Origin of the sequence: Cohnella candidum (genome assembly GCF_003713065.1) — a bacterium.
GTDB classification, from domain to species: Bacteria; Bacillota; Bacilli; order Paenibacillales; family Paenibacillaceae; genus Cohnella; species Cohnella candidum.
The window spans coordinates 3,675,931-3,695,834 of record NZ_CP033433.1 but is presented as its reverse complement, the minus strand read 5'-3'; the positions used below and the strand labels follow the sequence as shown (position 1 = coordinate 3,695,834).

Below are 19,904 nucleotides of genomic sequence, written 5' to 3'. Positions count from 1 at the left end.
GAAGAGGGGGACGAACGTCCATGAAGATTCGCAAGGCCATCATTCCCGCGGCGGGGCTCGGCACGCGCTTTCTGCCGGCGACCAAAGCCATGCCGAAGGAAATGCTGCCGATCATCGATAAACCCGCCATCCAATATATCGTGGAAGAAGCGGTGGCATCCGGCATCGAAGATATCCTGATCGTGACGGGGAAGGGCAAACGCGCGATCGAGGATCATTTCGACAGCTATTACGAACTGGAGCAGATTTTGGGACGGCAGGGGAAGCTGGAACTGTTGTCGGAAGTCCGCAAGGCGACCGAGTTGACGGACATACACTATATCCGTCAAAAGGAACCCAAAGGGCTCGGCCATGCGATCTGGTGCGCCCGCAAATTCATCGGCAGCGAGCCGTTCGCCGTCCTGCTCGGGGACGACATCGTGCAGTCGGACGTTCCGTGCCTGAAGCAGATGATGGACGTGTACGACCGGGTGCAGGGGTCGATTCTGGCGGTTCAGAACGTTTCGGATCGCGAAGTATCGCGCTACGGGATCGTGGATCCGGCCCCGGGTGTCGTGGAAGAGGGCGTGCTTCGGGTGCAGGGCGTCGTGGAGAAACCGGCGAAGGAACAGGCGCCGTCGAACGTCGCGGTCATGGGCCGATATATTTTGACGCCGGCGATTTTCGATCTGCTGGAAACGCAAAACACCGGAGCGGGCGGCGAAATCCAGCTGACCGACGCGATCTCGCGCTTGCTGCAGGACGAGCCGGTCTTTGCCTACCACTTCGAGGGTACCCGGTACGACACGGGCGAGAAGCTCGGCTACTTGAAGACGATCATCGACTTCGCGCTCGAGCGCCAGGATTTGAAGGACGCGGTGCGGAGCTACCTGACGGCCAAGCTGAACGAAGCTGAATAGCTTGTTGCGATTGCACGCGCGCGTAAAGCATACGCCGCTTGTCTCCTTTCGGGGACGGGCGGCGTTTTTATTTTGGCGGAGAGGGGTTAAGGGGCATGCGGGGATTCGAGAGTGAGTTCGAGGCGTTTTTGTTGCAGCAGCAGCGCGGGGCGAAGGGCCAGCGATTGGAAATGTTGAAGAAGGACATGACGGGAACGAAAAAACTGCTGGAGGTTGCGGTTTGGCCGGTTCTGAAGTCGTTCGAGGGACTGGTGTTGGAGCATGAGATGGTGAGCCAGACTGGGGTTCGGATTTACGGCGACGTGTTTATCTCTCAGGCCAATTGTATTTCGGAGACCGAGGGTTTTGCGGTTCATGCCGAGATGATCACCCGGGACCGGTTTTCTTTTGAGAAGATGCGGATTCGAACGATTGCATTGCTCGGATATGGCTTCCTCCCGTTCAGTTGGGATGAACTGGACAAGCGGGGCGATCTATGCAGACGTGCGATTTACGAATTGTTTGGGAGAACTGTGGCGCCGATGGTCGGGATGAACCGGGAGATCACCGTATATGAAAGGGAAGTCTTAAGATACGTTTCACGCTTGAACCGGCCTTTTCGCCTGGAGGATGTATGCAGATGTCTGGGAATGACGGAGAAACCATGCCGTACCATCATTCGGAAGCTGGTGGACATGAAGTTGGTCAAGCCGATCGGACAGGGAAGCAGAAGAATTCATTATTATGTGTTGGAGGAGGGGGCCTTCCGTCACTTTTAAGAGGATCTGACTGATGTTCAATTAGCAGAGGGAGAAACTCCCGTTGGAGCGCGGCTTTCGCGGTTTTGAGGTGCTGCAGAGGGAGAAACTCCCGTTGGAGCGCGGCTTTCGCGGTTCTGAGTTGCTGCAAAGGGAGAAACTCCCGTTGGAGTGCGGCTTTCGCGTTTTTGAGTTGCTGTAGAGGGAGAAACTCCCGTTGGAGTGCGCCGCTACGGGTTTTGGGTTCTGCAAAGCGAGAAACTCTCACTGTAAATAGTATGCAGGTTTAGGTTCTTGGAAGTATGGTTGAATTCCTGTAGACTAGGGGTAAACGTCAGGCGGAGGCTTCATGGTTCCCTCTTTTTACAGCGGTTGGAGACATGTGTTCAAGCTCGATCCGGACCGGGACATCGGCGACGAGGCGCTCGAGGCGATTTGCCTGTCGGGCACGGACGCCATCCTGGTCGGCGGGTCGAGCGGCGTTACTTTCGATAATACGGTGGAACTGCTTTCGCGTGTTCGCCGATACGAGCTGCCGTGCGCGCTTGAATTGTCGGACGCGTCCGTCGGCGTTCCCGGCTTCGACGGCTATTTCGTTCCGATGGTGCTGAACGCGGCCAACCCGGAGTGGATCATCGGGCATCATGCCGAAGCATTGAAAACCTTTGGGCACCTAATACCGTGGGAATCCGTGGTCGGGGAAGCGTATTTGGTGCTCAACCCAGACTCCACCGTCGCCCGCGTCACGGAAGCGACCACCTCACTCAACGAGGACCAAGCTGTCGCCTACAGCCAAGTGGCCGACCGGCTGTGGAACGTCCCGGTTCTGTACGTGGAGTACAGCGGTACCTTCGGCGATATGGCGTTGCTTCAGCGGATCTCCTCAAGTTTGCGTCAGGCTCATCTGTTTTACGGCGGCGGCATCGACGGCCCGGACAAAGCGCGTCAAGCGGCGGAAGCGGCCCGGACGGTCGTGGTCGGCAACGTCGTCTACTCCGATCTGGCCGCAGCGCTCGAGACGGTTCATGCCGTTAAAGGTTCATCCTGATAAAAGGAGTTTTTAACTATGTTTTTTGAACAAGTTCCCCAGCAAGACGGAATCGACATAGATGCAGCGGTTAACAAACTGAATCCGAGGCAGAGGGAAGCCGCGGTCGCGACCGAAGGCCCCCTGCTCATCATGGCGGGAGCGGGAAGCGGCAAAACCCGCGTACTGACCCATCGGATCGGTTACCTCATCGGCAAACGCATCGCGGCGCCGTGGAGCATTTTGGCGATCACCTTCACCAACAAAGCCGCACGTGAGATGCAGGAGCGCGTCTCCAAGCTCGTCGGGCCTTCCGGCCGCGACATTTGGGTAAGCACGTTCCATTCCATGTGTGTCCGGATACTCCGCAAGGACATCGAACGGATCGGCTTCACGTCCAATTTCAGCATTTTGGATTCGACCGACCAGCTTTCCGTCATCCGCAACGTGATGAAAGACCAGAACATCGACACGAAGAAATTCGAGCCGAAAGCCGTGCAGGCGGCGATCAGCGGCGCGAAGAACGAGCTGCTGACGCCGGAGAAGTTCGAGCAGCGGCAAGGGGATTATTTTCAGACGATCGTCGCGAAGGTGTACAAGCAGTACCAGAGGAGACTCAAAAGCAACAACTCGCTCGACTTCGACGACCTGATCATGTCGACGATCCAGCTGTTTCAGGACGTTCCGGACGTGCTGGCTTTCTATCAAAACAAATTCCGCTATATTCACGTAGACGAATACCAGGATACGAACCGCGCGCAGTACATGCTTTGCAAATTGCTCGCCGATAAGCACCATAACATTTGCGTCGTCGGCGACAGCGACCAGTCGATCTACCGCTGGCGCGGCGCCGACATCACGAACATTCTCAACTTCGAGTCGGACTATCCCGAAGCCAAGACGATCCTGCTCGAACAGAACTACCGGTCGACCTCCACGATTCTCGACGCCGCCAACTCGGTCATCAAGAACAACCTGGGCCGCAAAGCCAAGAACCTGTGGACGGACAAGGACGGCGGGGACAAAATCATCGTCTACCAAGGCGATTCGGAGCACGAGGAAGGCTACTTCGTAGCCGGAGAGATTCGCAAAAACCGCCAGAACCACCGCCGTTACGGCGACCACGCGATTTTGTACCGGACGAACGCCCAGTCCCGCGTGATCGAGGAAATTTTGATCAAGTCGGAAATTCCGTACCAGATCGTCGGCGGCATCAAGTTCTATGACCGCAAAGAGATCAAGGACATTCTCGGTTACTTGCGGCTCATCTCCAACCCGGACGACGACATCAGCCTGCTGCGGATCGTCAATGTTCCCAAGCGCGGCATCGGCGACACGACGATGGATAAAATCCAGGAAGAGGCGCAGCGCTACGGCATCTCGTCTTATCGGCTGCTGAGCGAAAGTTTGCACGAGCTGGACATCACGTCCCGCGCAAGGGCGGCTTTGTACGAATTCAAGGATCTGATCGCGAATCTGACCCAGATGGTCGAGTACCTGTCCGTGACCGAATTGACCGAAAAAATGCTGGAGATGACCGGGTACCGGTTGGAGCTTCAACGCGAGAATACGCTGGAATCCAAATCCCGGTTGGAGAACATCGACGAATTCCTGTCCGTTACGCAGGAATTCGAGAAGCGCAGCGACGACAAATCGCTTGTCGCTTTCCTGACCGATTTGGCGCTGATCGCCGATATCGACTCGATGAACAATCAAGAGGACGAGGATGCGACCGACGCGGTCGTCCTCATGACGATGCACAGCGCCAAAGGGCTGGAGTTCCCCGTGGTGTTCATCGTGGGCATGGAGGAAGGAGTATTCCCGGGCAGCCGGGCGTTCCTCGACAACGACGAGATGGAGGAAGAGCGGCGTCTCGCGTACGTAGGCATCACCCGGGCGGAGCAGAAGCTTTATTTGACCTGCGCCCGAATGCGGCTGCTGTATGGCCGGACGAACAGCAATGCTCCTTCGCGGTTTTTGGAGGAGATTCCGGAGAAGTTGAAGGAATCCGTCTCTCCGGGCGGCCGTCTCGGGTCCTACGGCGGCTATGCGAATCGGCTGGGCGGCAGCTCGGGCGGCAACGGATTTGGCTCACGCGGAGGCGGATTTTCCGGAGGCGGCTTCGGCGCGCGACCGGCCGCGGGAACGGGATTCGGATCGGCGGCCTCTGCGGCCGCAGCAGGATCCTCGCCGGCGGCGCGTCCCGCACCGGCGATGCCGAAACCGGCCGGAAGCGGCGACGGGCTCAGCGTTGCGGCCGGCGATAAGGTGCAGCACGCCAAATGGGGCGTCGGCACCGTCGTCGCCGTCAAAGGAACGGGCAACGAAATGGAGCTGCAGATCGCGTTCCCCGCGCCGGTCGGCGTCAAACGCCTGCTTGCTGCGTTTGCTCCCGTTACGAAGATATAAAACGACGAAACCTCCGTTTTCTCTGACAGGCAGAGAGAACAGAGGTTTTTTTCGCCGCGGACCGCTTTAGTGAATGTAGCCGGGGTGCGAGTAGTCGCTGTTTTTCAAGTCACGGATGATGTCCATGTACTCGATGTGCTTTTTCGTCTCCTCGGTCCCGATTTTGTAGATATAGCGGTAAATGTCGATCAGATCGGCATTATATCGTTTGGTCGCAGGATCGTGATCCGCGGACTTGAACGGAATGACCGCACGCAAATGGGTCACGTCGTCGGCATGGCCTTCTTTTTGAAACAGAGTCTCCAAATGGTCGCGTTCCTGATCCGTCGCCAAAACCGTGAGTTGGTCGTTGACCGAGGGCTCTTTCGTAATCGTATGGGCGGAGACGGAAACGTAATAGCGTTCTTTTTCCATGCGGCTCACCTCCTTGTGTCGAATTTGTGACCGCTTAACAAAATTTACACGGATTCCAGAGGCGTGAATCACGGATTTGACAGCTGGAATAGGCTGGCATAGACTAGGGTTACATGGGCCGAAAATGGCGCAACGACGGGGTTTCCCGCACTATATTTGAATAAAGAGAGGCCGGAAATTCCATGACGGAACCGATGGATCGGATGCGCGAATTGGTGGCGGAATTGAACGTGTACGCCCGCCAGTATTACACCGAAGACAACCCCACGATCAGCGATAAAGAATATGACGTCTTGTACGACGAACTTTCCCGCTTGGAGCGGGAGACGGGCACCATAATGCCGGATTCCCCGACTCACCGGGTTGGCGGCGAGATTCTCAAAGGATTCCAGCCTCACCGGCATCTGTCCCGGTTGTGGAGCCTCGACAAAGCGCAAAATATGGACGATCTGACGGCTTGGGCAGCAAGGGCAGGCCGCCTGATCGCCGATTATAACGCGCGTAATCCGCAAAATCCTTTGCCGGATCCGGAATTTACGCTCGAGATGAAGTTCGACGGGTTGACGTTGAACCTGACGTACGAGAACGGCCGATTGATACAAGCCGCCACGAGGGGCAACGGGGAAGTGGGCGAAGGCATCCTGCCGCAGCTCCGCACGATCCGCACGGTTCCGCTCACGATCGATTTCCATGATGGGACGATCGAAGTGCAAGGGGAAGGCATCATGCGGCTTTCCGTTCTTCACGCGTACAACGAGACGGCAGTCGAGCCGCTCAAAAACGCCCGGAACGCCGCGGCGGGAGCGTTGCGCAACCTGGATCCGCGGATTACCGCTTCGCGGAAGCTGGACGCCTTCTTCTATAACGTCGGCTATGCGGACGGGATTTCGTTCACCGATCATCGCGAAATGCTCGATTTCCTGCGCCGCAACGGCTTCCCGGTCAATCCCTACGTGAAGTCGTTCACCTCGATCCAAGCGCTGGAGACGGAGCTCGAACGCATCGCTTCGGAACGCGCGAGCCTTGACTACCTGATCGACGGCGCGGTCGTGAAAATCGCCGACATGCGCACCCGCGAAGCGCTCGGGTATACCGACAAATTCCCGCGGTGGGCCGTCGCCTACAAGTTCGAAGCGGAAGAAACGACGACGGTGCTGCAGTCGGTCTCCTGGGAAGTCGGCCGTACGGGTAAAATCACGCCGCTTGCACGGGTGGAACCCGTCGAGCTTGCCGGAGTCACCGTTCAGAACTGCACGCTGAACAACATCGGCGACATCGAACGCAAAAACCTGAAGCACGCGCTCGGCACCCGCGTCTTCATCCGCCGCTCGAATGACGTCATTCCGGAGATTCTCGGCAAAGCGGATGAGGAGGAAGGCGGCACGATCGAGGCGCCGGACCACTGTCCGGGATGCGGCGCGCCGCTTGAGATGAGGGGCGCGCACCTGTTCTGCAACAACAAATTGGGCTGCAAGCCGCAAACCGTAGGGCGCATCACGCATTTCGCTTCGCGTGACTGCATGGATATTGAGACGTTCAGCGGGAAGACCGCGGAACAGCTGTACGAGGAGCTCGGCGTTCGGGATCCGGCGGACCTGTATGAGCTGACGCTGGACCAGCTTCGCGGCTTGACCCGGTTCGGGGAAAAGAAAGCGGCGAACCTGCTGGACTCCATCGAGAAGTCCAAAACGCGCGAGCTCGCGGCGTTCCTGAACGCGCTCGGCATTCCCAATACGGGCAAGGCTACGGCCAAAACGTTGGCGGAGCATTACGGAGACCTGGATAAGCTGATGGCTGCCGAAGCGGACGAACTGATCGGTTTACCGGACGTCGGCGGCATCGTCGCCGAAAGCATCGCCGGATTCTTCCGCGATCCGCTCATGCGGGAAAGCATTGCCCGGATGCGCGCCGCCGGCGTCAAAGCCGAAGCCGCGCGTCCTGCTGCAACCTCGGCCGATGCGAGCCATCCGCTGTTCGGCAAAACGGTCGTGCTGACCGGGACCTTATCCCGGATGGGACGCGACGAGGCGAGCAAACGCCTGGAAGCGCTCGGAGCCAAGGTGTCCGGCAGCGTATCGAAGAAGACGGATTACGTCTTCGCCGGCGAAAGCGCGGGAAGCAAGCTCACCAAAGCCCGGGAACTCGGGATCGCCGTCATCGAGGACGAAGACGAGATGGCGAAGCTGCTCGGGTTGGAATAACGGAATAAGAAAAAACGCCCGCCGGAATGAAGGTTCCGCGGGCGTTTATTCATGGATGGGTTCGGTTTAGTGGGCTCGGCGAGCTCGGAATTGCTTGTATTGGAAGTAAACCGTGCAGCCGATGCAATAACCGAGCAGGGCTGCAGTGGCCGCTGCCAGAAGCATCGCGGAGAACACGTAACCTCCGACCGTCCAGCCTAAAGCGACGGAAAGCACGGCCAAGGTGAGAAAGATGACTGCCAGGGAGTTGTTGAAACGGGTCAGCTCGGCCGCTTGCGTTTCTTTGCCGGCCGTGCGCAAGAACGGCTTAGCGATACGGACGAACAGATTATAGCGGCCTCCGGTTAAGAGACCGACGATTTGAATCAACCACAAGGCGGCCAAGATCCAAGGCGAAATCAGGTAGGAAGCGATGACGAACAGAACGATGCCGGTTTGATTGGCTTTCACGTAAGGCATGGGAATTTCCAAGGCAACACACCTCCGTTGTCGAAATGAATGACGCTATAATTCCAAGTTAACCGATAGATATTACAATTGCAAGATGGAGAGTGCCGCATTTATTCCAGTTTTTGAGTATTGAAGCAAGCTGCCCGGCCATGGTACATTATTGTTCCGCCCGAGAGGGACGGCGGCCGGCAAGGCCGATCGGCGAGCGACGAAATAGATTGCCTGAAAATGGCGGTTGACTTCGAAGGCAGAAGCTGATAAAGTTAGTTGCTGTCGGCGCTGCCGGCAAGCAAGCAAACGAAGCAAGGCACGGGTAACGCCGGATGCCGAGCTGAATTGCTCCTTGAAAACTGAACATCGAGCGTAATACGGTTGAGCTTCGGCTCAACAAACCAGCTTTAACTTTTGAGCCTTCAAGGTTCTTCAATAAGGTTTCACCTTTATGGAGAGTTTGATCCTGGCTCAGGACGAACGCTGGCGGCGTGCCTAATACATGCAAGTCGAGCGGATCTCTGAGGGAGCTTGCTCCCGATGAGGTTAGCGGCGGACGGGTGAGTAACACGTAGGCAACCTGCCCATAAGACCGGGATAACATTCGGAAACGAATGCTAAGACCGGATACGCAGCGAGGTCGCATGACCTTGCTGGGAAACACGGCGCAAGCTGTGGCTTATGGATGGGCCTGCGGCGCATTAGCTAGTTGGTGAGGTAACGGCCCACCAAGGCGACGATGCGTAGCCGACCTGAGAGGGTGAACGGCCACACTGGGACTGAGACACGGCCCAGACTCCTACGGGAGGCAGCAGTAGGGAATCTTCCACAATGGACGCAAGTCTGATGGAGCAACGCCGCGTGAGTGAGGAAGGCCTTCGGGTCGTAAAGCTCTGTTGCCAGGGAAGAACGCCAGGGAGAGTAACTGCTCCCTGGGTGACGGTACCTGAGAAGAAAGCCCCGGCTAACTACGTGCCAGCAGCCGCGGTAATACGTAGGGGGCAAGCGTTGTCCGGAATTATTGGGCGTAAAGCGCGCGCAGGCGGTTTCTTAAGTCTGGTGTCTAAGTGCGGGGCTCAACCCCGTGATGCACTGGAAACTGGGAGACTTGAGTGCAGAAGAGGAGAGCGGAATTCCACGTGTAGCGGTGAAATGCGTAGAGATGTGGAGGAACACCAGTGGCGAAGGCGGCTCTCTGGACTGTAACTGACGCTGAGGCGCGAAAGCGTGGGGAGCAAACAGGATTAGATACCCTGGTAGTCCACGCCGTAAACGATGAGTGCTAGGTGTCGGGGGGGTCCACCCCTCGGTGCCGAAGTTAACACATTAAGCACTCCGCCTGGGGAGTACGGTCGCAAGACTGAAACTCAAAGGAATTGACGGGGACCCGCACAAGCAGTGGAGTATGTGGTTTAATTCGAAGCAACGCGAAGAACCTTACCAGGTCTTGACATCCCCCTGAATCCTCCAGAGATGGAGGCGGCCTTCGGGACAGGGGAGACAGGTGGTGCATGGTTGTCGTCAGCTCGTGTCGTGAGATGTTGGGTTAAGTCCCGCAACGAGCGCAACCCTTGAGCTTAGTTGCCAGCACGTAAAGGTGGGCACTCTAGGCTGACTGCCGGTGACAAACCGGAGGAAGGCGGGGATGACGTCAAATCATCATGCCCCTTATGACCTGGGCTACACACGTACTACAATGGCCGGTACAACGGGTCGCGAAGCCGCGAGGCGGAGCCAATCCCAGCAAAGCCGGTCTCAGTTCGGATTGCAGGCTGCAACTCGCCTGCATGAAGTCGGAATTGCTAGTAATCGCGGATCAGCATGCCGCGGTGAATACGTTCCCGGGTCTTGTACACACCGCCCGTCACACCACGAGAGTTTACAACACCCGAAGCCGGTGGGGTAACCGCAAGGAGCCAGCCGTCGAAGGTGGGGTAGATGATTGGGGTGAAGTCGTAACAAGGTAGCCGTATCGGAAGGTGCGGCTGGATCACCTCCTTTCTAAGGAGCCCTTCGGGGCATTAAAGTCCACAGCTGCTTCGGCAGAGTGGCACGTATTACGCTCGAGTTCAGTTTTGAGAGAGCAATGCGCAAGCATCACTCATCTCAACTTGCACCTTGAAAACTGGATAGCGAAACGAAAGCAATGCGCTGAAGAAAACATCAAGCACCTTGTGTCTTGACTGCAACTGCGGATCTCAGGATCCACAGCAAGGTTAAGCTAATAAGGGCGCACGGTGGATGCCTAGGCGCCAGGAGCCGATGAAGGACGCGACGAACAGCGATATGCCTCGGGGAGCCGTAAGTGGGCGTTGATCCGGGGATCTCCGAATGGGGAAACCCAGCTGCGGTAATGCGCAGTTACTCATGAGTGAATCCATAGCTCATGAAGAGGCACACCCAGGGAACTGAAACATCTAAGTACCTGGAGGAGAAGAAAACAAGAGTGATTCCGTCAGTAGCGGCGAGCGAAAGCGGATTAGCCCAAACCAGGGAGCTTGCTCCCTGGGGTTGTGGGACGTCTCACATGGAGTGATAAAAGAGCAGGTTAGGCGAAGAGGACTGGAAAGTCCCGCTATAGAAGGTAAGAGCCCTGTAGCCAAAAGCCTGTTCTCTCCGAGACGGATCCCGAGTACCGCGGGACACGTGAAACCCCGTGGGAATCCGGCAGGACCATCTGCCAAGGCTAAATACTCCCTGGCGACCGATAGTGAAGCAGTACCGTGAGGGAAAGGTGAAAAGCACCGCGGGAGCGGAGTGAAAAAGAACCTGAAACCGTGCGCTTACAAGAAGTCAGAGCCCGATTAATGGGTGATGGCGTGCCTTTTGTAGAATGAACCGGCGAGTTACGTTCACGTGCAAGGTTAAGCTGTAGAGGCGGAGCCGAAGGGAAACCGAGTCTGAATAGGGCGCTTAAGTACGTGGTCGTAGACCCGAAACCGTGTGATCTACCCCTGTGCAGGGTGAAGGTGCGGTAATACGCACTGGAGGCCCGAACTCGTGAGCGTTGAAAAGCTCTGGGATGACGTGGGGGTAGGGGAGAAATTCCAATCGAACTCGGAGATAGCTGGTTCTCCCCGAAATAGCTTTAGGGCTAGCCTCGAGGTTTAGCATCATGGAGGTAGAGCACTGATTGGGTGCGGGGCCCGCCAAGGGTTACCAAGTCCAGTCAAACTCCGAATGCCATGGATGTATACTCGGGAGTCAGACGGCGAGTGCTAAGATCCGTCGTCAAGAGGGAAAGAGCCCAGATCATCAGCTAAGGTCCCCAAGTGTGTGTTAAGTGGGAAAGGATGTGGAGTTGCGAAGACAACCAGGATGTTGGCTTAGAAGCAGCCACCATTTAAAGAGTGCGTAATAGCTCACTGGTCGAGTGACTCTGCGCCGAAAATGTAACGGGGCTAAACACACCACCGAAGCTATGGCATGACACTTAGGTGTCTTGGGTAGGGGAGCGTTGTATGCGGGTTGAAGTCAGACCGGAAGGACTGGTGGACTGCATACAAGTGAGAATGCCGGTATGAGTAACGAAAAGACAAGTGAGAATCTTGTCCGCCGAAAGCCTAAGGGTTCCTGGGGAAGGTTCGTCCGCCCAGGGTAAGTCGGGACCTAAGGCGAGGCCGAAAGGCGTAGTCGAAGGACAACAGGTTGAAATTCCTGTACCACCGTAAGCCGTTACGAGCGATGGGGGGACGCAGGAGGGCAAGGACGCGAGCTGATGGAATAGCTCGTCCAAGCAGTGAGGGGTGTGTGCAGGCAAATCCGCACACTATAACCTTGAGCTGTGATGGGGAGGGAAAATTGCAGTACCGAAGGTCTTGTGCTCACGCTGCCGAGAAAAGCCTCTAGCCAGGCGAAGGTGCCCGTACCGTAAACCGACACAGGTAGGCGAGATGAAAATTCTAAGGCGCGCGGAAGAACTCTCGTTAAGGAACTCGGCAAAATGACCCCGTAACTTCGGGAGAAGGGGTGCCCCGGTAGCGTGAATAGCGCGAGGGGGCCGCAGTGAAGAGGCCCAAGCGACTGTTTAGCAAAAACACAGGTCTGTGCGAAGCCGTAAGGCGAAGTATACGGGCTGACGCCTGCCCGGTGCTGGAAGGTTAAGGGGAGCGGTTAGGGGCAACCCGAAGCTGTGAACCGAAGCCCCAGTAAACGGCGGCCGTAACTATAACGGTCCTAAGGTAGCGAAATTCCTTGTCAGGTAAATTCTGACCCGCACGAATGGCGTAACGATCTTGGGCGCTGTCTCAACGAGAGATCCGGTGAAATTTTAGTACCTGTGAAGATGCAGGTTACCCGCGACGTGACGGAAAGACCCCATGGAGCTTTACTGCAGCTTGATATTGGACTTTGGTACGGTCTGTACAGGATAGGTGGGAGCCTAGGAAGCCGGAGCGCCAGCTTCGGTGGAGGCGACGTTGGGATACCACCCTGATCGTATCGGAGTTCTAACCTGTCACCGTGAATCCGGTGAAGGGACCGTGTCAGGCGGGCAGTTTGACTGGGGCGGTCGCCTCCTAAAAAGTAACGGAGGCGCCCCAAGGTTCCCTCAGCGCGGTTGGAAATCGCGCGAAGAGTGCAAAGGCATAAGGGAGCTTGACTGCGAGACCAACAAGTCGAGCAGGGACGAAAGTCGGGCTTAGTGATCCGGTGGTACCGAATGGAAGGGCCATCGCTCAACGGATAAAAGCTACCCTGGGGATAACAGGCTTATCTCCCCCAAGAGTCCACATCGACGGGGAGGTTTGGCACCTCGATGTCGGCTCATCGCATCCTGGGGCTGAAGTAGGTCCCAAGGGTTGGGCTGTTCGCCCATTAAAGCGGTACGCGAGCTGGGTTCAGAACGTCGTGAGACAGTTCGGTCCCTATCTGTCGCGGGCGTAGGAAATTTGAGAGGGGCTGTCCTTAGTACGAGAGGACCGGGATGGACGCACCGCTGGTGTACCAGTTGTTCCGCCAGGAGCACCGCTGGGTAGCCAAGTGCGGGAGGGATAAGCGCTGAAAGCATCTAAGCGCGAAGCCCGCCTCAAGATGAGATTTCCCAGTATGTAAGACCCCTGGAAGAACACCAGGTTGATAGGCCCGGGGTGGAAGCGCGGCAACGCGTGCAGCTGACGGGTACTAATCGGTCGAGGGCTTATCCTACGCAGTTAACACAGGTGATTGTTTCTTCAGCACTGCTTTCACGTTTCGCTATCCGGTTTTCAGGGTGTAAACCCGCAAACCGTTAAGGCACTTTAACGTTAACGACGTTAAAGTGCTTTTTTGCGTTTCCGGTCATCGGTACGGTGTAAAAACAGCGGAAATTTTTCATACTATAATCCAGGAAAGCCGGCCGTCGGCCCACCACTTGGCAACGGCGGACGAAAGTCGTATAATGTGGTTAAAGTCAAAGAAAGTCAAAGTCAGATCGTTCTCGAAAGGAGGGGAAGCGTTGCGCAACATTTCCGATCTCATCGAACATTACTTAAAGCAGATCCTGCAGAACAGTTCGGAAGGCGCCGTGGAAATCCAGCGAAGCGACTTGGCTGAGAAGTTTTCTTGCGTCCCGTCTCAGATCAATTACGTGATCAGCACCCGGTTTACCCTGGAGAAAGGGTACTACGTGGAAAGCAAAAGGGGCGGCGGCGGGTACATCCGCATCCAGCGCGTGGATCTTCCTTCACTCGAGGCGGTCCAACGGCATATCCACCAGACCGTCGGAGAACAGATCGATCAAACGGCGGCCGAAGGGTTAATTTATCAATTAGAGGAAGCGGAGTTTCTGACGGAGAGGGAAGCCCGCTTGATCCGGGCGGCCGTATCCCGCGAAGTGCTGGCGCTCAAGCTGCCGCTTCGCGACGAAATCCGCGCCAAAGTGTTGAAGGCTGTTCTGATCGCTCTGCTTGCCAGGTAGGCGGCGGATGGAAGAGGAGTGAGCGCAGATGTTATGCCAAGAATGCGGGAAGCGCCCGGCGACCCTGCATTTTACGAAAATTTTAAACGGAGAAAAGACGGAGCTGCACATTTGCGAATCCTGCGCGAGGGATAAAGGCGAATTCATACCCGGCACGCAAAGCGGCTTCTCGATTCATAACCTGTTATCCGGTTTGCTTGATTTCGAACAACATGCCGGGACAGGGGCCTCCAAGCCGCCGGCCGTTCGCTGCGATTCCTGCGGCATGACGTATTCGCAGTTCAGCAAAATCGGCCGGTTCGGCTGCAGCGATTGTTACAAGCATTTCGGCGAACGACTGGATCCGCTGCTGAAGAGGGTCCACGGGAATACGACCCACGTCGGGAAGGTGCCCAAACGTGCCGGAGGTAAAGTGAAGACCAAGCGCGAAATCGATCGGCTTAAGCAGGAAATGCAGGGCCGCATCGAAAACGAGGATTTCGAATCCGCCGCCCAGCTCCGGGATCGCATCCGCGAACTGGAGAAGGAAATGGGCGGGATATGATCGCTAGAGAGGAGGTGACGTCGTGGTGAAACGGAGTTTCGTCAAACAGGCGTTAAGCGAATGGATGCAGACCGAAGGACCGGAATCCGACGTCGTGCTGAGCAGCCGCATCCGGCTGGCCCGCAACCTGCGGGGCTCGCCGTTTCCGATGCTGGCCACTCCGGCTCAATCGCAAGCGGTGATGGAGCAGCTCCTCGACGTGGCGGAGAACGGCCGCTTGAACGGCCTTGGTCCGCTGGAGATTATCCGGCTTTCCGAATTGACGGAGTTGGAGAAGCTGGTGCTGGTGGAGAAGCATCTGATCAGCCCGAACCTGGCCAACGAATCCCGCAACGGGGCGCTGATCCTCGACCAGAAGGAAGACGTCAGCGTCATGGTCAACGAAGAGGATCATCTTCGCATCCAATGCATGAGACCGGGCTTTCAGATCCGGGAGGCGTGGGAAACGGCGAGTCTCATCGACGACGTGTTCGAGGAACAGATCGATTACGCGTTCGACGAGAAACACGGTTTCCTGACCAGCTGCCCGACGAACGTCGGGACCGGCATCCGAGCTTCCGTGATGATGCACCTGCCGGCTCTCGTCCTGACGGGGCAGATCAACCGGATACTCTCCGCGGTCACCCAAGTCGGCCTGGCCGTTCGCGGCCTGTACGGCGAAGGCAGCGAAGCGACGGGCAACCTGTTCCAGGTTTCGAACCAGATCACGCTGGGACAATCCGAAGAAGAGATCATCGAGAATCTTCACCAGGTGGCCCGCCAAATGCTCGAGCACGAGCGGGCTGCCCGCTCGAAGCTGTTGTCGGATTCGAGGGCCCGCATCGAGGACCGCGTCCGCCGCTCCTTCGGCATCCTGTCGCACGCCGCGATCATGGATTCCAAGGAAGCTTCGCAGCGGTTGTCGGACGTCCGACTCGGCGTCCATCTGGGCTTGCTGCCCCAGGTGAACGTCAAGACGCTTAATGAATTGCTGGTTTCCACCCAGCCGGGATTTCTTCAGATGACATACGGCGAGGCGCTCCATCCGGAGCAGAGGGATATGACCCGCGCCGATCTCATCCGGGATCGACTGGCGATTTCTTCCTAAATAAATTATCCTTATATCAAACAGGGGAGGTGTTGTCTCATGATGTTCGGAAGATTCACCGAACGCGCGCAGAAAGTCTTGGCACTCGCCCAAGAAGAAGCCGTGCGCCTGGGACATAACAACATCGGTACGGAACACATCCTGCTCGGCCTGATCCGGGAAGGGGAAAGCATTGCCGCCAAGGCCCTGATCGCCTTGGGACTCGGCCTCGAGAAAATCCAGGACGAAGTCGAATCCCTCATCGGCCGCGGCCAGGAACAGCCTACGAACATCGCTTATACGCCCCGCGCGAAGAAGGTTATCGAGCTCTCCATGGACGAAGCCCGCAAACTGGGCCATACGTACGTGGGCACCGAGCATATCCTGCTCGGCCTCATCCGCGAAGGAGAAGGCGTCGCCGCACGGGTGCTGAACAACCTCGGCATCAGCCTGAACAAGGCTCGCCAGCAAGTGTTGCAACTGCTAGGGAGCAGCGAAAGCGTGCAATCCAACCACGGACCGTCCGCGAACGTCAGCACGCCGACGCTCGACGGCTTGGCCCGCGACCTGACGGCCAGCGCTAAAGACGGTAACATCGATCCGGTCATCGGCCGTTCTAAGGAAATCGAGCGCGTCATCCAAGTGTTGTCGCGCCGTACGAAGAACAACCCGGTCCTGATCGGGGAACCCGGCGTCGGTAAAACCGCGATCGCCGAAGGGCTGGCGCAGAAAATCGTCAGCAATGAAATCCCTGAAACCCTTCGCGACAAACGCGTCATGACGCTCGACATGGGCTCCGTCGTCGCCGGCACCAAATACCGCGGCGAATTCGAAGACCGCCTGAAGAAGATCATGGACGAGATCCGCCAAGCGGGCAACGTCATCCTGTTCATCGACGAGCTGCACACGCTGATCGGAGCCGGCGGCGCGGAAGGCGCCATCGATGCCTCGAACATCCTGAAGCCGGCGCTCGCCCGCGGCGAACTGCAATGCATCGGCGCGACGACGCTGGACGAATACCGCAAGTACATCGAGAAGGATGCCGCGCTGGAACGCCGCTTCCAGCCGATCACCGTCGACCAGCCTTCTCCGGAGGAAGCGATCCAAATCCTCCACGGGCTGCGCGACCGCTATGAAGCGCACCATCGCGTGAAAATCACCGACGAGGCGATCGAAGCCGCTGTCAAGCTGTCGGACCGCTACATCACCGACCGCTTCCTGCCGGACAAAGCGATCGACCTGATCGACGAGGCGGGCTCCAAAGTCCGGCTGCGCTCCTATACGGTGCCGCCGAACCTGAAGCAGCTGGAATCCCGGCTGGAGGACATCCGCAAGGAGAAGGACTCCGCCGTCCAAAGCCAGGAGTTCGAGAAAGCCGCCGCTCTCCGCGACACCGAGCAGAAGATCCGCGAAGAGCTGGATTCCACGAAGAACCAATGGAAAGAGAAGCAAGGCCGCACCGATTCCGAAGTGACGCCGGAAGACATCGCTCAGGTCGTCGCGAGCTGGACCGGCATCCCGGTCAGCAAGCTGGCCGAAGAGGAAACCGAGCGCCTGCTGAAAATGGAAGACATCCTGCATGACCGGGTCATCGGCCAAGACGAAGCCGTCAAAGCGGTGTCCCGCGCCGTCCGCCGTTCGCGCGCCGGCCTGAAGGATCCGAAGCGCCCGATGGGCTCCTTCATCTTCCTCGGCCCGACGGGCGTCGGCAAAACCGAGCTCGCCCGCGCGCTGGCCGAAGCGATGTTCGGCGACGAGAACGCGGTCATCCGAATCGACATGTCCGAGTATATGGAGAAGCATTCCACTTCCCGACTCGTCGGAGCGCCTCCCGGATACGTCGGCTACGACGAAGGCGGCCAGCTCACCGAGAAAGTCCGCCGCAAGCCGTATTCGGTCGTGCTGCTGGATGAAATCGAGAAGGCCCATCCGGAAGTATTCAACGTGTTGCTGCAAGTGCTCGAAGACGGCCGCCTGACGGATTCCAAAGGCCGCACCGTCGACTTCCGCAACACGCTCATCATCATGACGTCCAACGTCGGCGCCGAGCAGATCAAACGCAACTCGACGCTCGGCTTCACGGCGACCCAAGACGCCGGGCGCGATTACTTGCAGATGAAGGAAAAGGTTCTCGCCGAGCTGAAGAAATCGTTCCGCCCCGAGTTCCTGAACCGGATCGACGAGCTGATCGTGTTCCATCCGCTGGAACAGGAGCATATCGCCCGCATCGTATCGCTGATGGCGGACGATCTCCGCAAACGCTTGAAGGAACAGAATGTCCAGTTCGACCTGACGGACGCCGCGATGGACTTCCTCGCCAAGGAAGGCTTCGACCCGCAATACGGGGCGCGTCCTCTGCGCCGGGCGATCCAGAAGCATATCGAGGACCGTCTGTCCGAAGACTTGCTTCTCGGCAAGATCCACAAAGGCGACACGCTCGTCATCGACGAGAAAGAAGGCGAGCTCGTCGTCCGGAACAAGGATGAAGTGGCGAGCCAGGCTTAATGCGAAAGAATCGCGAAGCTCCATTCCCGCTCTGCGGGGGTGGAGCTTTTCGTTTCGCCGAAACACGCAGCCGCCGTTCAAGCCCAGGGTCGTCACCCTCCCCTCAGCCGGGCCATATCCTATAGGAAGGTCAAGTTTCGGGAGGGATTGTCCGTGAGCGGGAGCTGGAGAAGGGTGTGGTGGAGACGGCCGCTTTCCCTGGTCGCAGGGGTGGCGGGGGTCGTTCTGTTGTTTTTGCTGCTCAGTAAGTTGCTGCTCGTGCTCGCCTATTTGTCGGGCGGGGTTTTGATTTTGCTGATCATCCTGTTGTTGTTATGGCGATGGTGGTAATTCGATGTTACACTGCATAGAGTGAGCTTCCGTAAGAGGGGAAACCGTTATAAGATGGCTAAGATCAAAGTGAAATTCGCCTGCACCGAATGCGGCACGGAGTCGCCCAAATGGATGGGGAAATGCCCTGGCTGCGGCGCTTGGAATACAATGGTGGAGGAAACCGAGACGGTGGTGAGGGCGCCGGTCGGCCGGACCGAAGCCATCCGGACGAAAGAAAAGGCGCGTTCCATCATAGATATAGAGAGCGGCCGCGAACCCCGCATCTCGACGGGGCTGACGGAGCTGAACCGGGTACTGGGCGGGGGACTCGTGCCGGGCTCCTTGCTGCTCGTCGGGGGAGATCCCGGCATCGGCAAGTCGACCCTGCTGCTGCAGACGTCCAACCAGTTGGCGTCGCAGGGCCTCAAGGTCCTCTACGTTTCAGGCGAGGAATCGGTCCGCCAGACGAAGCTGCGGGCGGATCGGCTCGGCGCGCTGTCCGACCGGCTGTTCGTGCTGTGCGAGACGAACCTGGACTTCATCGAAGAAGCCGTGGCCGAAGCCGATCCGGATTTCCTCGTGATCGACTCGATCCAGACGGTGTACCGGCCCGACGTTCCGTCCGCGCCCGGCAGCGTGGCTCAAGTCCGGGAATGTACCGCCCAATTCATGCGCATTTCCAAAGGCAACGGGGTCGCCACCGTGCTGGTCGGCCACGTGACCAAAGAAGGGGCCATCGCCGGCCCTCGCTTGCTGGAACATATGGTGGATTGTGTGCTATATTTCGAGGGTGAACGGCACCATTCCTACCGGCTGCTCCGCGCGGTCAAAAACCGGTTCGGCTCGACGAACGAAATCGGCATTTTCGACATGACGGAGGACGGCCTGCGGGAAGTGACGAATCCTTCCGAGCTCTTCCTGTCCGAGCGTCCGCTCGGGGTGTCGGGATCGTCGGTCGTCGCCAGCATGGAGGGAACGAGGCCGGTGCTCGTGGAGCTGCAGGCGCTCGTATCCCCGACGCATTTTCCGTCTCCGCGGCGAATGACTTCGGGCATCGACCATCATCGCATGTCGCTGGTCATCGCGGTGCTGGAGAAAAGAATGGGCATGTTCATGCAGAACCAAGACGCATACGTCAACGTGGCCGGCGGCGTGAAATTAGACGAGCCCGCCGCGGATTTGGCCGCGGCCGTCAGCATCGCGTCCAGCTTCAAGGACTTGCCGACGAAGCCTTACGACGTCATTTTCGGAGAAGTCGGGTTGACGGGTGAAGTCAGGGCGGTGTCGCGGGCGGAACAAAGAGTGAAAGAAGCGCACAAGCTCGGCTTTAAGCGGGTCATCCTTCCGGAACAAAGCCTGAAAGGCTGGCAGCCTCCGGACGGGATCCGGCTGATCGGCGTGAAGACGGTGGCGGAGGCGTTGAAAGCGGCTTTGGAATAGGGGGTGCCAACCA

General features: G+C 57.7%; 13 protein-coding genes and 2 rRNA genes. 13 read left to right on the top strand and 2 right to left on the bottom strand.

Translation table 11 applies throughout. The annotated features are described in order from the left end of the window. Positions 1-20: 20 nt before the first annotated feature. The 4 genes from galU (at position 21) to pcrA (ending at position 5,072) form a co-directional block, all read left to right on the top strand. Positions 21-899, top strand: a complete 879-nt coding sequence (galU, locus tag EAV92_RS16900) for a UTP--glucose-1-phosphate uridylyltransferase GalU (protein WP_123042173.1) — start codon at positions 21-23, stop codon at positions 897-899. 95 nt (positions 900-994) lie between these two features. Continuing rightward, positions 995-1,657, top strand: a complete 663-nt coding sequence (locus EAV92_RS16895) for a hypothetical protein (protein ID WP_123042172.1) — start codon at positions 995-997, stop codon at positions 1,655-1,657. A 328-nt stretch (positions 1,658-1,985) separates the two neighbouring features. Beyond that, positions 1,986-2,684: a heptaprenylglyceryl phosphate synthase gene (gene pcrB / locus EAV92_RS16890; protein WP_123042171.1), complete on the top strand. Its 699-nt coding sequence runs from the start codon at positions 1,986-1,988 to the stop codon at positions 2,682-2,684. A gap of 18 nt (positions 2,685-2,702) precedes the next feature. Beyond that, positions 2,703-5,072, top strand: coding sequence for a DNA helicase PcrA (pcrA, locus tag EAV92_RS16885; RefSeq protein WP_123042170.1), 2,370 nt, complete (start codon positions 2,703-2,705; stop codon positions 5,070-5,072). Positions 5,073-5,138: 66 nt separating this feature from the next. On the opposite strand, the gene EAV92_RS16880 is transcribed toward pcrA, so the two are convergent. Further along, the gene (locus tag EAV92_RS16880) at positions 5,139-5,486 is read right to left on the bottom strand and encodes a hypothetical protein (RefSeq protein ID WP_123042169.1); all 348 of its coding nucleotides are present in this window, start codon (positions 5,484-5,486) and stop codon (positions 5,139-5,141) included. Between the two features lie 182 nt (positions 5,487-5,668). Between EAV92_RS16880 and ligA the strand changes: the two genes are divergently transcribed. Next, the gene (ligA, locus tag EAV92_RS16875) at positions 5,669-7,687 is read left to right on the top strand and encodes an NAD-dependent DNA ligase LigA (RefSeq protein ID WP_123042168.1); all 2,019 of its coding nucleotides are present in this window, start codon (positions 5,669-5,671) and stop codon (positions 7,685-7,687) included. 66 nt (positions 7,688-7,753) lie between these two features. On the opposite strand, the gene EAV92_RS16870 is transcribed toward ligA, so the two are convergent. Beyond that, positions 7,754-8,158: a DUF4395 domain-containing protein gene (locus tag EAV92_RS16870; protein WP_338134377.1), complete on the bottom strand. Its 405-nt coding sequence runs from the start codon at positions 8,156-8,158 to the stop codon at positions 7,754-7,756. A 418-nt stretch (positions 8,159-8,576) separates the two neighbouring features. Between EAV92_RS16870 and EAV92_RS16865 the strand changes: the two genes are divergently transcribed. From EAV92_RS16865 to radA, 8 genes are all read left to right on the top strand, one after another. Next, a 16S ribosomal RNA gene (locus EAV92_RS16865) occupies positions 8,577-10,129 on the top strand. A gap of 213 nt (positions 10,130-10,342) precedes the next feature. Further along, positions 10,343-13,273, top strand: a 23S ribosomal RNA gene (locus tag EAV92_RS16860). The 16S and 23S rRNA genes sit together here, the layout of an rRNA operon. 289 nt (positions 13,274-13,562) lie before the next feature. Continuing rightward, a complete protein-coding gene (locus EAV92_RS16855; protein ID WP_123042167.1) occupies positions 13,563-14,024 on the top strand; it encodes a CtsR family transcriptional regulator in 462 nt (153 codons plus the stop codon). A gap of 28 nt (positions 14,025-14,052) precedes the next feature. Continuing rightward, positions 14,053-14,568 carry a protein-arginine kinase activator protein McsA gene (locus EAV92_RS16850; protein ID WP_123042166.1) on the top strand — a complete coding sequence of 172 codons (516 nt, stop codon included), beginning with the start codon at positions 14,053-14,055 and terminating at the stop codon, positions 14,566-14,568. 64 nt (positions 14,569-14,632) lie between these two features. Next, the gene (locus EAV92_RS16845; RefSeq protein ID WP_123043780.1) at positions 14,633-15,655 is read left to right on the top strand and encodes a protein arginine kinase; all 1,023 of its coding nucleotides are present in this window, start codon (positions 14,633-14,635) and stop codon (positions 15,653-15,655) included. Positions 15,656-15,694: 39 nt separating this feature from the next. Next, the gene (clpC, locus tag EAV92_RS16840) at positions 15,695-18,139 is read left to right on the top strand and encodes an ATP-dependent protease ATP-binding subunit ClpC (RefSeq protein WP_123042165.1); all 2,445 of its coding nucleotides are present in this window, start codon (positions 15,695-15,697) and stop codon (positions 18,137-18,139) included. Between the two features lie 153 nt (positions 18,140-18,292). Next, complete coding sequence (locus tag EAV92_RS24585; RefSeq protein ID WP_164472818.1) at positions 18,293-18,469, top strand: hypothetical protein; 177 nt, start codon at positions 18,293-18,295, stop codon at positions 18,467-18,469. A gap of 54 nt (positions 18,470-18,523) precedes the next feature. Next, positions 18,524-19,891 carry a DNA repair protein RadA gene (radA, locus tag EAV92_RS16835; protein WP_123042164.1) on the top strand — a complete coding sequence of 456 codons (1,368 nt, stop codon included), beginning with the start codon at positions 18,524-18,526 and terminating at the stop codon, positions 19,889-19,891. Positions 19,892-19,904: the final 13 nt, after the last annotated feature.

Excerpts from the sequence above, each read along its gene's own strand:
- clpC (WP_123042165.1), top strand. The coding sequence starts at position 15,695 with ATGATGTTCGGAAGATTCACCGAACGCGCGCAGAAAGTCTTGGCACTC.
- EAV92_RS16845 (WP_123043780.1), top strand. The coding sequence starts at position 14,633 with ATGCAGACCGAAGGACCGGAATCCGACGTCGTGCTGAGCAGCCGCATC.
- EAV92_RS16880 (WP_123042169.1), bottom strand. The coding sequence starts at position 5,486 with ATGGAAAAAGAACGCTATTACGTTTCCGTCTCCGCCCATACGATTACG.
- pcrB (WP_123042171.1), top strand. The coding sequence starts at position 1,986 with ATGGTTCCCTCTTTTTACAGCGGTTGGAGACATGTGTTCAAGCTCGAT.
- EAV92_RS16895 (WP_123042172.1), top strand. The coding sequence starts at position 995 with ATGCGGGGATTCGAGAGTGAGTTCGAGGCGTTTTTGTTGCAGCAGCAG.
- galU (WP_123042173.1), top strand. The coding sequence starts at position 21 with ATGAAGATTCGCAAGGCCATCATTCCCGCGGCGGGGCTCGGCACGCGC.
- pcrA (WP_123042170.1), top strand. The coding sequence starts at position 2,703 with ATGTTTTTTGAACAAGTTCCCCAGCAAGACGGAATCGACATAGATGCA.
- radA (WP_123042164.1), top strand. The coding sequence starts at position 18,524 with ATGGCTAAGATCAAAGTGAAATTCGCCTGCACCGAATGCGGCACGGAG.
- EAV92_RS16850 (WP_123042166.1), top strand. The coding sequence starts at position 14,053 with ATGTTATGCCAAGAATGCGGGAAGCGCCCGGCGACCCTGCATTTTACG.
- ligA (WP_123042168.1), top strand. The coding sequence starts at position 5,669 with ATGACGGAACCGATGGATCGGATGCGCGAATTGGTGGCGGAATTGAAC.